The organism is Aquimarina sp. AU58 (assembly GCF_900312745.1).
Classification (GTDB): domain Bacteria; phylum Bacteroidota; class Bacteroidia; order Flavobacteriales; family Flavobacteriaceae; genus Aquimarina; species Aquimarina spinulae.
On sequence record NZ_OMPD01000008.1, the window covers coordinates 424966 to 439862 of the forward strand.

Consider the following 14897-nt stretch of genomic DNA (forward strand, 5'->3'; position numbering starts at 1 on the left):
TACCTTATGAAAATCAAACCATTCCTTTGGGCATTAACTCACATACTATACCTAACTTCGTGTAACAAAGAAAGTAAAATAGATTATGTGCTTTTCTCAGGAAAAGTAAATAATGTCGTAGAAAATGAGATTAGTGTATATGGAAATGGTAATAACTTCAAAAAAGCAATCTCAATTAATGAAGATGGCACATTCTCTGATACTTTAAAGATCGAATCCAAAGGTTCCTACTCTTTTATAATTGGTCGGCAAAGATCATCTTTGTACTTAGATCATGGAGATCAATTAGAATTAACAATAGATACTAAACAGTTTCATGAAAGTATAAAATATACAGGTACTGCTGCAGATGCTAACAACTATCTGGCAGAAAAAGCAATAATAGAAGAAAGTCTTTTTGCCGGTGGCCCAGAAGGATATCAAAAACTTTTTATAAAAGAAGCCGATGAGTTTAAAAAATTGGTATTGCAAAACAAACAGGCTAAAAATGATGTGATTAAAAAATATAAAGATTTAGATCCCGAATTTGTGGTTGCCCAAACTAAGGATAATCATTATGAATATTTATCAATGCTGAATAATTATCAGTCAACTCACGGTTATTATGCTAAAAAAGAAAATTATAAAACTCCTGAAGGGTTTTTGACTGAATTAAAAGATTTTAATATTGATAACACCGAAGATTTTGAAAACTCTGGCCCATATAGACAATTAAGCTTTAGTATATTCGACAGAATTTCTGAAGAAAAAGCAGCCAAAGATGGTATTTTTATAGGTAAAGCAATGATAGAGAATCTGGCTCAGATTAGTAGTAAAAATATCAAAGACGCTTTTATAAAAAACATAGCACGTAAAGTAACTCAAGAAAATGAAAATGTAGCAGAATTATATGATTTAATCATGGTAGCATCTGATGATGAGAAATTAAAAAACGAATTAACCCTTAAGTATGAAAAAATAAAAGATTTAAATGAACGACTGGCAAAAGGAAATAATTCTCCAGTGTTTACCAATTACAAGAACTACAAAGGAGGTACAACTTCACTTAGTGACCTTAAAGGAAAATATGTATATATTGATGTTTGGGCGACCTGGTGTGGGCCTTGTAAAGCAGAAATTCCACATCTAAAGAAAATCGAAAAACAATATCACAATAAAAATATTGAATTTGTAAGTATCTCTATAGATAAGAAACCAAAACATGATGCATGGAGAGCAATGGTTAAAGAAAAAGAGCTTGGAGGAATCCAATTACTTGCTGATAAAGCTTCAAAATCTCAATTTGCCATTGACTATAGTATAAGAACAATACCCAGATTCATATTAATTGACCCAGAAGGTAAAATTGTAAATCCTTATGCCCCAAGACCATCTGATCCTATACTTGTAGAAGTTTTTAACGAATTAAATATCTAAAATTAAATCTTATTCTTTAAAAAAAACAAATCAGCAAATTCTATAGAATTTGCTGATTTGTTTTTAAATAGACCTCCTATTTTTACACCTCTTTATACTAATTTTGAATTAAAAATAGACAGACTTGTCTGTTTTTAAAATTATTTTGTAGTTTTGTGCCGTGAAACACTCTTTAGTAAGACAACATATCATAGAAACTGCCTCTGATCTTTTTTACCAAAAAGGATATAATCGCACTGGTATAAATGAAATCATAAAAGAAGCAGGTATTGCAAAAGCAACGCTATACAATCATTTTGCTTCAAAAGAAGATATCTGCCTTGCTTATCTTAGGTTTAGAAATGATCTGTTTACAAAAAATATAAAAACCTTTGTGGGTAATGCCAAAAAAGGAAAGAATCAACTGTATGCTTTATTTCATTTTCTTATAGAATTCTTTGCAGAAAAAGATTTTAATGGATGCTGGTGTGTAAATACTATTGCCGAAATCCCGAGAGAAAATGAAAAAATCAGAAAAGAGATTCAAAAACAAAAAGAAGAGTTTATCGAATTTATAAAAGAACTGGTAGAACAGAACTGTAATCAAAACATAGCTTCTGCAAATGAAGCACTGGCCAAAAGAGTTTATTTAATTTACGAAAGCTCTATTTCTGAAAGTAAATTACATCAAAATCAATGGCCAATAGATACTGGTTTATCTCTTTGTAAAAACATACTGAACTAAAAAAATTTTACTAATTAAAGACAGACTTGTCTGTTCAATTTTATTCATCTTAAAAAACTAAAAATGACAACATTCAAAAACAAAACAGCTTTGGTCGTTGGCGGAACCAGTGGAATTGGTAATGCTACCGTAAATACTTTAATCGAAGGAGGTGCTACAGTGCACGTAGTAGGGAGAAATATATCTAAAATACCAGATGCAGATAACATAATTAAACACCAGGTCGATATTACAGATACAGCCAGTGTAAACAAATTGACCAATACCATTTCTGGACTAGATCGCTTAGATTATCTTGTAAACGCATCCGGGATCTTTGGGCCAAAAGCATTTCTGGATCATACGGTAGAGGATTACGATGCTTATCAGGATCTTAATAGAGGTTTCTTTTTTATAACGCAATCTGCCGCTAAGAAAATGAAAGAAAATAATAGTGGAGCTATTGTAAACGTAGGTTCGATGTGGGCAAAACAAGCTGTAAAAGCAACTCCTTCTTCTGCTTATTCTATGCAAAAAGCAGGACTACATACTCTTACTCAACACCTGGCAATGGAGCTGGCAGATCACGGGATTAGAGTAAATGCAGTATCTCCTGCCGTAGTCGAAACTCCGGTTTATGATAGTGTTTTTGGCAGTGCCGAAGAAGCTAAAAAAGCGTTGGTAGGATTTAATAATTTTCACCCTATAGGAAGAAATGGAACTCCGCAAGATATTGCCAATAGTATCACTTTTCTATTATCTGATAAAGCCTCCTGGGTTACTGGTGCGATATGGGATACTGATGGTGGCGTAATTGCCGGACGTAATTAAAAAAATAATATCAAAGTAAGGCCTCAAAAAGGAGGCTTTACTTTTTACATTTAACTATAATGAAATCAGAAGTACTTATAATTGGTGCCGGATTAACAGGATTGTTACTTGCTTATAGATTAAAAGGGCACAATATTTCTTTTAAAATTATCGAAGCTAGAAGTAGAATTGGTGGAAGAATACATACAGTTCTTACTAATGATGAAACACCAATAGAAATGGGAGCTACCTGGATAGGAATCCAACATCAGGAGTTACTAAAAGTATTAGAAGAATTAAAGCTACCTGTTTTTGAACAATTCATAAAAGGAACTGCATTGTTTGAATCGCTATCTACTGCCCCACCTCAACACATACATTTACCACCAAACCAACAACCAAGTTACCGAATACAAGGAGGAACTATTGCTTTACTTAATACTTTGGCCTCATCTCTTACCAAGGAAGAACTTATTTTAAATGAAAAAGTAACAAGTATTAATTATACTAAAAATCAATTTGAAATTAATACTACTAACCACAACTATCATGCGCATAAAGTAGTATCTACATTACCGCCTAAGCTTCTTGTAAATACTATACATTTTAATCCTTCTTTACCTAAAAACACTCTTAAAATCGCTAACAATACCCATACCTGGATGGGAGATGCTATAAAGTTTGGAATTGCTTACAAAAGACCATTTTGGAAAGAAAACAAATTTTCGGGAACTGTATTTAGTAATGTGGGGCCAATAACAGAACTATATGATCACTCAAATCACAGAAATACTAAATATGCCCTAAAAGGCTTTTTGCAAAATGAAATGTATCTGGAAACCAAAAAGAACAGAAAATCTAAGGTGATACACCAACTTCAAAAACTCTTTGGTGATGCTGCTTTAGAATATTCTCAATATAAGGAAGAGATTTGGAGACAAGAATCCAATACCTTTAATGATTCTGAACATTTTATCTTTCCTCATCAAAATAACGGTCACCCTATCTATCAAAAAGATTTTTTTGATAATACCTTATTTATTGCAGGTGCTGAAACTGCAACTCAATTTGGAGGATATATGGAAGGTGCAGTTAAAAGTGCACAATCCATATATCAAAAATTAAAAGAATAACCCCTACTCTAATACAAAGGATAATACCTTTCCTGTAGCTCCGTTAGGGAAAGTAATTCCTAATAAAGCAGAAATAGTAGGTGCAATATCCGGGATATATGTTTCTTGAGTCGTACTTCCTTTTTGTATTCCTTGTCCAAAAAATAATAAAGGGGCATGAGTATCATAGGTTAAACCACTCCCATGAGTCGAACCTGTTTTAGAATACGATATCGTAGCAGGATCCATCACATATACCACATCACCACTTCTTTTTTGATTAAATCCTTTTTGAATCAGCGCTGCAATACCGGTAACATATTCACCTGTTTCTAATTGGTTCCTGGTAAATACTTTATCAATTTGATTTTCCTGAAGCATATAATGAGCGAGTGCTTTCTCAAGTTTTTCTGCAGATATTGTATGTTTTTTTAACATGTTATAATCAAAAAACACTTGATTGTTTGATATATTTTCGATCAATCCATCTACTTTAAACTGTGCTTTTACAAATGCTTTAACCTTGGTCGTAAATGCATCTCTATCAAAATAACCTGCAGGAATCTTAACAGATTTTAAATATGACGGTACATGTACAGCTCCATGATCTGCCGTAAGGAAAACGGTATATTGCCCCTTACCTACTTTAGTATCCAAAGCATCAAAAAAACGTTCTAAATCTTTATCTAATCGCAAATATGTATCTTGAATTTCTTTAGAATTTACTCCAAAGTTATGCCCAACATAATCTGTACTAGAAAAACTTACTGTAAGAAAATCTGTAGTCTTATCTGCTCCCAGTTGTTCCCCTTCGATTGCAGCAATTGCAAAGTCGGTGGTTAAGCTATTTCCATAAGCTGATGATTTAATAATATCATATCCAGAATTTTGATCTTTTAGCTTTGCTAAATCATAAGGAAACGTAACTGTTTCTTTACCTTTATATCCGCCCTCGAACTCATTCTGATCCGGACCACTTTCTGCATATGTATTAATATCATAAAGGGTATTCCATACTTTTAAATAAGACTCTGCCTGGTTAGAAGTATTAAATTTTTTAACCCAATCTGGTAATTCGTTACGGTAATAGGTACTGGTTATCCATTTCCCTTCATCTTTACCTCTAAACCAATATGCGCCATTGGCAGAATGGCCAGCTGGCAGAATAGCACCTCGGTCCTTTATAGCAATACCAATTGTTTTTCCTTTTAATTGTGTATGTAATCTATTTTGATCACTTACAGTAGATGTTTTCATACGACGAGGAGACATTCGTTCCATTTCGCTATTAGATCCTACTGCTTTAACCAATGAATCGCTTGCACAATACACCATTGCTTTACCAAACTTATCATACCAATGATTAGAGATAATTCCATGATTTTTTGGTGTAGTTCCTGTATATATAGAAGCATGACCAGGACCGGTATAAGTAGGTACATAATTAAAATGATTGTTTTTACAATTAAAACCTTCATTGATCATACGCTTAAACCCCCTATCACCGAATCGATTATAAAAACGGGTTAAATAATCATATCGCATTTGGTCTACAACAATACCAACTACCAGTTTTGGCGAACTATTGATTTGAACCGCTACCTGTGCTTTACAAGGCATGCAGCACAACGCAACTAATAAGATTAGAAATACTCTTTTTGTCATTATATTTTGAATTTAAATAGCTAAAATACTATTCCTACAAATGTAAAACTTTAATAGAAGGTTAAATGCTATGGATAATTTTTTTTCTATTTTAGCCTTTCTAATTATAATGCATGTTTTACTTAGACGATATTGGTCGCTATTTTTTAATGTTAAAAGGCGTTTTTAGTCGAATGACTAAAGGTTCTGTGATACGGAATCTGATATTTAAAGAGATAGATGATTTAATTATTGGTTCTTTAGGAATAACAGTATTTCTAGCCTTTTTTATTGGAGCGGTTGTAGCTATCCAAACTGCACTCAATCTTACTAACCCTCTAATTCCCAAAAAGCTTATTGCTTTTGCTTCAAGACAATCCGTAATACTTGAATTTGCTCCTACATTTATTTCTGTTATCATGGCAGGTAAAGTAGGTTCTTTTATTACCTCGAGTATTGGTACAATGCGAGTAACCGAACAAATCGACGCACTAGAGGTAATGGGTATCAACTCTCTCAATTATTTAGTTTTCCCTAAAATCATTGCCATGCTTACTTATCCTTTTATTATTGCGATAGCAATGTTTGTAGGTATATTTGGAGGATATGTTGCCGGAGTTTATGGGGGATTTATTTCTAGCTCAGAATTTTTGACAGGACTGCGAGAGGAGTTTATTCCTTATCACCTGGTATATGCTTTTATAAAAACTTTTTTATATTCTTTTCTACTAGCAACCATACCATCATTTCATGGGTATTATATGAAAGGTGGTGCACTAGAAGTTGGTAAAGCAAGTACTTCTGCCTTTGTATGGACTACGGTTTCTATTGTCATATCTAATTATATTCTCACTCAACTATTATTAAGCTAATGATAGAAGTTACCAATTTACATAAAGGGTTTAACGGAGAAGAAATTCTAAAAGGAATTACTACAACCTTTGATAGAGGCAAAACTAATCTCATCATTGGTACCAGTGGAAGTGGTAAAACTGTATTCTTAAAATGCTTACTTGGACTTTTTACTCCAGAACAAGGTTCTATTTGCTATGATGGTAGCACATATTCCGAACTTAATGAGGAAGAACAAAGAAGCTTGCGAGAGCAGATGGGAATGGTTTTTCAGGGTAGTGCGTTATTTGACTCTATGACTGTAGAAGAAAATGTAATGTTTCCTCTTATGATGTTTACTAAACAAAAAAAGGAAGAAATGTTAGAGCGGGTTCATGAGGTTTTAGATCGTGTACATCTTGAAAATGCTGAGAAAAAGTTGCCTTCAGAAATTAGTGGTGGAATGCAAAAACGTGTTGCCATTGCACGTGCCATAGTAACGCGTCCCAAATATCTATTCTGTGATGAACCTAACTCTGGACTTGATCCCAGAACTGCTATTGTTATAGATAATCTAATTAAAGAAATTACTGAAGAATACAATATCACCACCGTAATCAATACGCACGATATGAATTCGGTAATGGAAATTGGTGAAAAAATCGTTTTTCTTAAAAATGGTAATTTAGAATGGGAAGGTGATAAAACCCAAATATTCAAAACCGATAATAAAGCAGTAACCGATTTTGTATACTCTTCTAATTTGTTTAAAAAAGTTCGTGATGCTCAATTAAAAGGGTTATAATTAACGGTTTAAATAAGATTTAAAGATATCCTCATTACAATTGTTCTATCTTTTTGTGTAGTAGTAGTAGTAGTAGTAGTTTCAACAGTTCTTATTCCTTAATTCATATTATTAGCAAAGACCAATAGTACACTAGGTCTCGGAGTCATTTCAATAACCAAAACTCTTCCTATAAATAAAACCAACGAATCAAATCCACCTATATTTGTTTTTGTTATTTATCATCTACAGTTTATAGCATCAATTAATAAGCAGGACTTCAAAAAATGTAAGTCCTGCTTATCAATTTAATTTAAGTAGCATTCTTTTCTGTTTGAAGCTACTTAATTTTCTTCATTTCTATACTCTGGTTTTTAAAAGCTACCTGACTACCATGCGTCACATACCCTTTTAAACGTAGTTCCAGAATCCTTTATCCAATCTGCAATATTGGATGCTGAGGGATCATCTACCTCTACACATAATCCAGGTGCATTACCTTGCATTGTTACATTGATTATTTTATCAGTAGCCCCATTTTTAAGGTTTAAGGACGTTAATTGATTGTCTTTGCAATATAATGTTTCTAAATTTGTATTCGCACTGGCATCCAAAGTAGTTAACAAGTTAGAAACACACCTCAATACAGTTAAAGCCTTATTATTACTAATATCCAAAGTGTTTAGCTTATTTCCTGTAACCCATAATAATTCTATAGCTGTATTCTTACTAATATCGATAACACTTAATTGGTTATAGGCAGGCGTTAAATCTACTAAATCTATATTTTTACTGACATCTAAAGTTGTTAGTCGGTTATTTGAACAACCTAATTCTTTTAAGTTAATATTCTTAGTAAGATCCAAGGTAGTTAATTGGTTACTTGCACAAAATAAACTTTCTAAAACTATGTTTTTACTTACATCCAAGATTCCTAATGGATTACTAGAAGACCCCAATACTTTTAAGTTACTATTTTTACCAACATTTAACATACTCAATTGATTATCAACACAATATAGCTCTTCTAAAACTATATTTTTACTAACATCCAAAACTGTTAATTGATTCTTGCTACATATTAATTTTACTAGGTTGGTATTTTTACTAATATCCAAAGTCTTTAGTTTATTCATCCCACAATACAATGTTTCTAAAGCAATATTTACACTAACATCCAGAGTATTTAGTTCATTATTCCCACAATTCAATATTTTTAGATTACTATTATTACTAACATTCAAAATACCAATTTGATTATAAAAGCAATGCAGTTCTTTTAGTACTGTATTCTTACTGACATCTAATACTTTTAGCATATTGACACTACAGTTCAGCCTTTCCAGATTAGTAAAATACTCAATACCTGTAAGGTCTGTTATATATGCCACAGGTACATCCACGTTTTTTACATTCTTGGCTTCTTCTATGGAGATTTCACCATCATCATTAATATCTATCTTAGGATCATGTTTTAAAAGTTTCTTTTTAAAATTTTTATCAGGAAAAACAATATTCTTTCCACTGGTCTTAAAAGTGATCTCAACATTGGCCTCTTTGCTTATATCGCCATTTACCGCCAATACTATTGCCGTAAGTTTAGGATGAGTTTTAGGATCAAACAAAGATGCCTCTTTTACCATCAATTTTCCAGTAATTTCATCTATAGACATAGCTCCTTTTGGAGTTTCATTTTTAAGACTAAAAGATAGTTCTCCCCGATTAGTTGTTGCTTCTACAGTACCTAGCTCCTGGCCTACTTTTGGATTTTCTTCAATAGTTGCTGTAAAATCTTTTATTGTAATGGTAGTCGCCCCTGAATCTTCAATGTCTTTAAGTACAATTGTTACATTAGCCTCTTTAGTTACCTCTCCATTTACGGCCAATACTACAGCGGTAAGTTTATGGTAAGCTTCATAATCAAACAAAGACGCTTTTTTTACTGTGAGTTTTCCAGTAGCTGCATCTATAGCTATAGCTCCTTTGGGAGTTTCGCTTTTAATACTAAAAGCTAACTTTCCTTGATTGGTTGTCGCCTTTATAGTACCCAACTCCTGATTCATTGTAGGGTTTTCTTCAATAGTAGTGGTAAAATCTTTGATGGTAATAGTAGTAATTACCGCATCATCATCTTTACTACAGGATACACCCACCGTAATAATGATTATCAATAATACAAATAAATAAGTTTTTTTCATTTTTAAAAGTTTTTAAAATTTTAGGATTCATTATTCTGTATATAAAAACGATATAAAGAATAAATACCCCGACCCCTGAAAACAGTGATTTCACTCCTAATAGTTTGTCAAAAAACTTAGATTCATTTGTTACATTCTTTCAGTAAGTGAGTACTATAAAATGTTTTTTAACTAATAATCATAGAAAAAGCAGGACCAAAAATATTGATCCTGCTTATTATTAAATCAGTTATATTAAATACAAAAATTAATTACTCGTTTTTATTAGTATCCATTCTTATCCCAATACTTTTTCAATACCACACCCTGATTTTTCCAGAATAGTTTTTAACTCGTTACTTTCTATATCTGTTAATGATTTTAAAGGACTACGTAACCCCCCTCCCTCTTCTCCTAAAATCGTTAAACCTGCCTGAACTGCTCTTGGTAATCCTTTGTTAACTATAAATTTCAGGAGATTGATCTGTTTATAAAATATGTTTTGCGCATCTCTCAAATCATTTTTTTGAATTGCATCATACAACGCAATATTAAGTTCGGGAATAAGATTTGGAGCTGCAGTACACCAACCCGTTGCTCCTGCAGAAAGAGCGGCTAATGCCAAAGGATTCGAACCATTATAAAAAGCTACATCTTCCCCCAATTCTTTTCTTAAATAGTGCATACGTTGCACATCGCCTGTGCTTTCTTTAATCATGGTAACATTAGGGATTTCTAACAAACGTTTTAGTAATACAGGTGACATATCTACTCCACTTGTAGCAGGATTATTATAGGCCATAATCGGAATAGAAATCTGTTTTGCTACCGTGTCATAGTGTCGAACGATCTCATCATCTGTCAATTTCCAGTAACTCATTGGGATGATCATAACCGCTGTAGCACCAGCTTTTTCTGCAAACTTAGCATGATGCACTGTTCTTTCTGTTGTTAGATTCGAAACTCCAACTAAAACAGGAAGTCGTTTATTCACTTGCTGAATTGTTGCTTCGGTTATCGCCTCTTTTTCCTGATCAGTAAGATATGGAAGTACACCTGTACTTCCTAAAGGAGCAATACCGTGAGATCCATTCCTTATTAGTCGTTCTAAAAGTTTTCTAAACAAATCAACATCTACCTTTTCATTAGTATCAAATGGTGTTATTGGGTAAGCAATCACACCCTTAAATTGTACATTTTTCATAATGTATTTTTTTTTGATGATTATAAATCTCTACCTTCTTCTTCACGAAGTGCCACACCTAAGTTTTGAAGCTGGGGTGCATTTTCGCTGGCAATGTATTTTGCATTTTTTGTACTACTCAAATTTTTATGACGATGCCAGGTCCAACTAGGAATGTATACAGCATCTCCTGCTTTCCAATCCACTCTCACACCTTCTATTTCGGTATACCCTTCTCCTTCGATTACATACAATAATGTTTCATACGTATGCCTATGTTTATTTGTCATTTGGTCTGGTAACAAACCTCCAATCGTCATACTTACATTTTTACTAGGTAGATCTATAAAAAAAACAGGATGTTTTCTTTCTGTAGAGAACTGATCGTGTACCCCTGCATTTTCTACATTTTTATGTATTAATGTATCGGGCATTACAAATTTTGGTCTTGCAAAAGTTTCATGAAAATCTTTTGAACTGAATTTTTTTTCTTTAGTTTCCATTGTTTTCTAATTTTTGTTCATTGTATTATTACAATGTAAAAGTATTTTATATTTGGACTATCTTTATGGTACAGAAAAGACATAAATAGATAGTCCAGATGCTTAGACCTTGGAAACTTCAAATTAAAATCGATCTTACTAGTAAGAAAGCTATATATCTACAAATTGCAGATGCTATTATTGATGCAATTAAAAATGAGCAATTACATAAAAACCAGGCTTTACCTGGAAGTAGACAATTAGCAGAATTAATAAAAGTAAACAGGAATACGGTTGTTGAAGGTTTAAACGTCTTGATCGCAGAAGGGTGGCTTGTTTCTAAAGAAAGAAAAGGAACATTTGTGGCTAATGTTTTTCCTAAACAGGACCAACATAAAAGTGTTTACAGGCAAAATACTACAGATGATAAGCATTCATCAAAACCATTGATCGTTTTTGATGACGGGTTTCCGGATAGTAGACTTGCCCCTACCACGGCATTAGCAAGAGCATACAGGCAAATTTTTAATCGCAAAGCTCGTTGGCAAATGATGGGGTACAGTAATGAACTAGGGGATTCTGAATTTAGAAATGCAATGGTACAAATGCTAAATTTTAAACGAGGGATGAATATTTCAATTCATGAAATTTGCATCACCAGAGGTAGTCAAATGGCAATGTATTTAACAAGTCATTGTTTATTAGAAAAAAATGATTTTGTATTAATAGAAAATCCAGGTTATAAACCAGCATGGCGAGCTTTTGAGAGTATTGGAGCCAATCTTCTTCCTGTTTCGATAGATGATAAAGGGTTAAGTATCGATGATGTAAAGTATTATTTAAAAAAGCATAAAAAGATAAAAGCAATATACACAACTCCTCATCATCAATTTCCCACAACTGTAACCATGAGCCTCCAAAGACGTTTAGAGTTAATTTCATTATCTAATCAATATGGATTTACCATCATTGAGGATGATTACGATAATGAATTCCATTTTGGATACAGGCCAGTTTTACCGATTTCTAGTTTTGATAACGTTCAGCATTTTATTTACATAGGAACATTAAGTAAGATCATTGCACCTGCCCTGCGTATTGGTTATTTGGTGGGAAGCCAAAATTTTATAAAAAAGGCAGGAGATCTTCGTAAAATTATTGATGTACAGGGTGATAATATCATGGAGCAAGCCATTTTACAATTAATAAAAGACGGAGAAGTAAAACGTCATTTAAAAAAGACTTCGGCGATATACAAAGCCAAAAGAGACTATTTCGAAACCTTACTTCATACCTATCTAAAAGAAAAAGTATCTTTTAGTAAACCAGATGGAGGGCTTGCTTTTTGGCTGATGCCTAAAAAAGAGGTAGATGTTTTTCGGATTGCCAAAAAACTAAACATGCAAGGTATAGATATTATTACACCTAATAAATTTAGTTTTATCAACCCCATACATGGTTTCCGTTTAGGGTATGCATCATTATCCGAAGAGCATTTAAAAAAAGGAGTTATTGCACTTTCTAAGTTATTATAACGATATATCACACAAACCTCGGCATTCTGTTCTCATTTATGATAATGATTTAAATCTGTTGTACTCATTACAGGGGTGAACTCTATTATACTATATTCTGCTACTTCTTTTTGTATTAGCGGATCTTTATCTAAGATTTCATAAACTTCTTCTTCAGAGTCGCAATTTGCGATTACAATTCCTCCTGTTCTTGGTGATTTGGGCCCTCCTATTATAAATTTCCCTGTGTTGTATTGTTCTGAAATATAAATACGGTGGGCTTCGGTAAAACGATTAACTTCTTCTATTGGTTTAACAAAATTAAAATTGATAATAAACATTGCGTATTTTTTTTAGTTCTTGGTTACAATTTTGACATCTACACTATTCTGGTTTTATATTCAAATACCGTTCTTTTATGATATTAAAATGCCTTAGTTCATGCCCTGCTATATGGTATGCTAATCCCCTAACAGTTCTGTGATTAATATTTCCGACAGATGCACCACTTCTCATAAAACAATCATCTGGCAGATATTTAAAAAGTGCTATGGTTGATTTTCTTACCATCTCATATTCATCAAATATACTTTCTAAACTTCGCTCATTAGCTTTAGAATAAATTGCATAATCTTTTTCTTCAAACCCAGGTAAAGGTGTTTTATCATTTCTCGCATATCGTAATGCCCGGTATGAAAAAATACGTTCATCATCAATAATATGCACCAGGATTTCTTTAATAGTCCACTTATTCTTAGCATACTTGTGGTACAATTTTTCTTCTGGCAAATTGTATATAAAACTTTTGATGGTAATGAAATTATCCCACAAATGGTTTAAAATTTTGCCGTCATCCTGCAACAAATCCATGTACATACTAGAGTAGGCAGGAAACTCACCAGAAATAGGTTTATCAATTTTCCTCATAACATTTTGTTTAGGTTGTTATTCGCCCAGGTTTCTATTAAAAATCTGGCTATCGAATCTGGTCTCGAAAGTATTAGTTCTTCTTTTGATACACTCTCATGTATTTGTTTTGCCGAAAACCAGGCAGCATCCTTAATTTCTTCGCCATCAACCTCAAATTTTGTATGTTCTACTTCGGCAACAAATCCCATCATTAAAGAAGATGAAAATGACCATGGTTGCGAGTCGACATAGCGTAAATTAGTTACATCTACATTTACTTCTTCTTTCATTTCCCTTACTACAGCATCTTCAAGGCTTTCTCCTATTTCGACAAACCCTGCAAATGTAGAACACATATACCCATTATCAACTTTTCTTTTATTCAACAAACACAATGGTTGCCCTTCTTTTGGTTTATACTCAATAAGTACAATAATAGCTGGTGAGATTTGTGGATAGAAAATAGTAGAGCATTTTGGGTTTTTACATTTTTTGCTATGTCCATTTTCCCAGTTTGTAGTATCTGCTCCACAAGCACCACAAAACCTGGTTATTTGATGCCACTTATTTATCCCTAAAGCATACGCCAAAAGTGCTGCCTGTTCATTTTCTAATTGATCCACCAAATCCCGAACATCATAAAACCAACCTCCTTTTAAAATTTTTGAAACACTTTTTACATCTGTTTCTGTTAAGTCGGCTGTCCAGATTTTTTTGTCTTTCTGCACTCCTAAAAAAGAACTGTTAAGAGAAACCTGTTTAAATAATTCTAATGGAAATAAAGCCAACTCTTTTCTTTCCTTTTCTTGAAAGAAATAAAATTTATGTTGAAACGAAATAATCAAAACATCATTTGAAGAAATTACTGAAGAAGTTCTTCTGTTTTCGGCTGCTCTATCAAAAAATGGATTACTATAATATTGTTTTTTCATTTCGAACTATAGTTATTTGCCCAGGTTTTTGCCCATTTACCTAGTGGAGATAATAATTCGAATAATTCTTTCCCTTGCTTAGTTAGCATATATCCATCAATAGAACGCTCTATGAGATGAGATTCTGTAAGCTCCTTTAATCTCTTATTTAACGTAGTGGGAGAAATTGATTCGCAATACTCTTGTAATTTCCTAAATGTACTTGGGCCTCTATACAAATGCCATATTATTCCCATAGCCCAACTTCTTCCTAACAAATCAAAAAGAGCCATGATAGGTTGTCCGGTTTTTGATCCTCTAACTGGTTTTCCTGGTTTTGGTGTTGCCATATTATAAATTGCTACATATTTAATAGCAAAGCTACATAAAGTGTAGCAATAAATCAACAAAAATAATATTC

At 32.8% G+C, this 14897-nt stretch carries 15 protein-coding genes; 7 read left to right on the forward strand and 8 right to left on the reverse strand.

The genetic code is table 11. From position 1 onward, the window contains the following. Nucleotides 1-6: 6 nt before the first annotated feature. From DK441_RS06345 to DK441_RS06360, 4 genes are all read left to right on the forward strand, one after another. Nucleotides 7-1416 (forward strand): TlpA disulfide reductase family protein, encoded by a 1410-nt coding sequence (locus tag DK441_RS06345; protein WP_109097962.1) that lies wholly within the window; start codon nucleotides 7-9, stop codon nucleotides 1414-1416. A gap of 160 nt (nucleotides 1417-1576) precedes the next feature. After that, nucleotides 1577-2140 carry a TetR/AcrR family transcriptional regulator gene (locus DK441_RS06350; RefSeq protein WP_109097963.1) on the forward strand — a complete coding sequence of 188 codons (564 nt, stop codon included), beginning with the start codon at nucleotides 1577-1579 and terminating at the stop codon, nucleotides 2138-2140. Nucleotides 2141-2203: 63 nt separating this feature from the next. Continuing rightward, nucleotides 2204-2950: an SDR family NAD(P)-dependent oxidoreductase gene (locus DK441_RS06355; protein ID WP_109097964.1), complete on the forward strand. Its 747-nt coding sequence runs from the start codon at nucleotides 2204-2206 to the stop codon at nucleotides 2948-2950. Between the two features lie 59 nt (nucleotides 2951-3009). Next, nucleotides 3010-4062 carry an FAD-dependent oxidoreductase gene (locus DK441_RS06360; RefSeq protein WP_109097965.1) on the forward strand — a complete coding sequence of 351 codons (1053 nt, stop codon included), beginning with the start codon at nucleotides 3010-3012 and terminating at the stop codon, nucleotides 4060-4062. Nucleotides 4063-4065: 3 nt separating this feature from the next. On the opposite strand, the gene pafA is transcribed toward DK441_RS06360, so the two are convergent. Next, nucleotides 4066-5706, reverse strand: a complete 1641-nt coding sequence (gene pafA / locus DK441_RS06365) for an alkaline phosphatase PafA (RefSeq protein WP_109097966.1) — start codon at nucleotides 5704-5706, stop codon at nucleotides 4066-4068. A 113-nt stretch (nucleotides 5707-5819) separates the two neighbouring features. Here pafA and DK441_RS06370 point away from each other — a divergent pair, with 113 nt between their 5' ends. After that, nucleotides 5820-6557, forward strand: coding sequence for an ABC transporter permease (locus DK441_RS06370; protein ID WP_074409043.1), 738 nt, complete (start codon nucleotides 5820-5822; stop codon nucleotides 6555-6557). After that, nucleotides 6557-7321 carry an ABC transporter ATP-binding protein gene (locus tag DK441_RS06375; RefSeq protein WP_074409044.1) on the forward strand — a complete coding sequence of 255 codons (765 nt, stop codon included), beginning with the start codon at nucleotides 6557-6559 and terminating at the stop codon, nucleotides 7319-7321. Before DK441_RS06370 ends, DK441_RS06375 begins: the two co-directional genes overlap by 1 nt. Nucleotides 7322-7689: 368 nt before the next feature. Here the strand turns inward: DK441_RS06375 and DK441_RS06380 are convergent, their stop codons facing one another. From DK441_RS06380 to DK441_RS06390, 3 genes are all read right to left on the reverse strand, one after another. Next, nucleotides 7690-9498 (reverse strand): hypothetical protein, encoded by a 1809-nt coding sequence (locus tag DK441_RS06380; RefSeq protein WP_109097967.1) that lies wholly within the window; start codon nucleotides 9496-9498, stop codon nucleotides 7690-7692. Between the two features lie 277 nt (nucleotides 9499-9775). Next, nucleotides 9776-10681, reverse strand: coding sequence for a dihydrodipicolinate synthase family protein (locus DK441_RS06385; RefSeq protein WP_109097968.1), 906 nt, complete (start codon nucleotides 10679-10681; stop codon nucleotides 9776-9778). A 20-nt stretch (nucleotides 10682-10701) separates the two neighbouring features. Continuing rightward, on the reverse strand, nucleotides 10702-11163 hold the full coding sequence (locus DK441_RS06390; protein WP_024772055.1) for a cupin domain-containing protein: 462 nt from the start codon (nucleotides 11161-11163) through the stop codon (nucleotides 10702-10704). A gap of 98 nt (nucleotides 11164-11261) precedes the next feature. Between DK441_RS06390 and DK441_RS06395 the strand changes: the two genes are divergently transcribed. Continuing rightward, the gene (locus DK441_RS06395; RefSeq protein ID WP_109097969.1) at nucleotides 11262-12677 is read left to right on the forward strand and encodes a PLP-dependent aminotransferase family protein; all 1416 of its coding nucleotides are present in this window, start codon (nucleotides 11262-11264) and stop codon (nucleotides 12675-12677) included. A 32-nt stretch (nucleotides 12678-12709) separates the two neighbouring features. Here DK441_RS06395 and DK441_RS06400 read toward each other — a convergent pair whose 3' ends face one another. From DK441_RS06400 to DK441_RS06415, 4 genes are read right to left on the reverse strand one after another with little or no spacing between them, the layout of a single operon-like run. Next, nucleotides 12710-12997 carry a YciI family protein gene (locus tag DK441_RS06400; RefSeq protein ID WP_109097970.1) on the reverse strand — a complete coding sequence of 96 codons (288 nt, stop codon included), beginning with the start codon at nucleotides 12995-12997 and terminating at the stop codon, nucleotides 12710-12712. A 43-nt stretch (nucleotides 12998-13040) separates the two neighbouring features. Further along, the gene (locus DK441_RS06405; RefSeq protein ID WP_109097971.1) at nucleotides 13041-13583 is read right to left on the reverse strand and encodes a DinB family protein; all 543 of its coding nucleotides are present in this window, start codon (nucleotides 13581-13583) and stop codon (nucleotides 13041-13043) included. Next, entirely contained in the window at nucleotides 13580-14497 is a 918-nt protein-coding gene (nudC, locus tag DK441_RS06410) for an NAD(+) diphosphatase (protein WP_109097972.1), read from the reverse strand. Before nudC ends, DK441_RS06405 begins: the two co-directional genes overlap by 4 nt. Further along, nucleotides 14494-14826, reverse strand: a complete 333-nt coding sequence (locus DK441_RS06415; RefSeq protein ID WP_074409052.1) for a helix-turn-helix domain-containing protein — start codon at nucleotides 14824-14826, stop codon at nucleotides 14494-14496. Before DK441_RS06415 ends, nudC begins: the two co-directional genes overlap by 4 nt. Nucleotides 14827-14897: the final 71 nt, after the last annotated feature.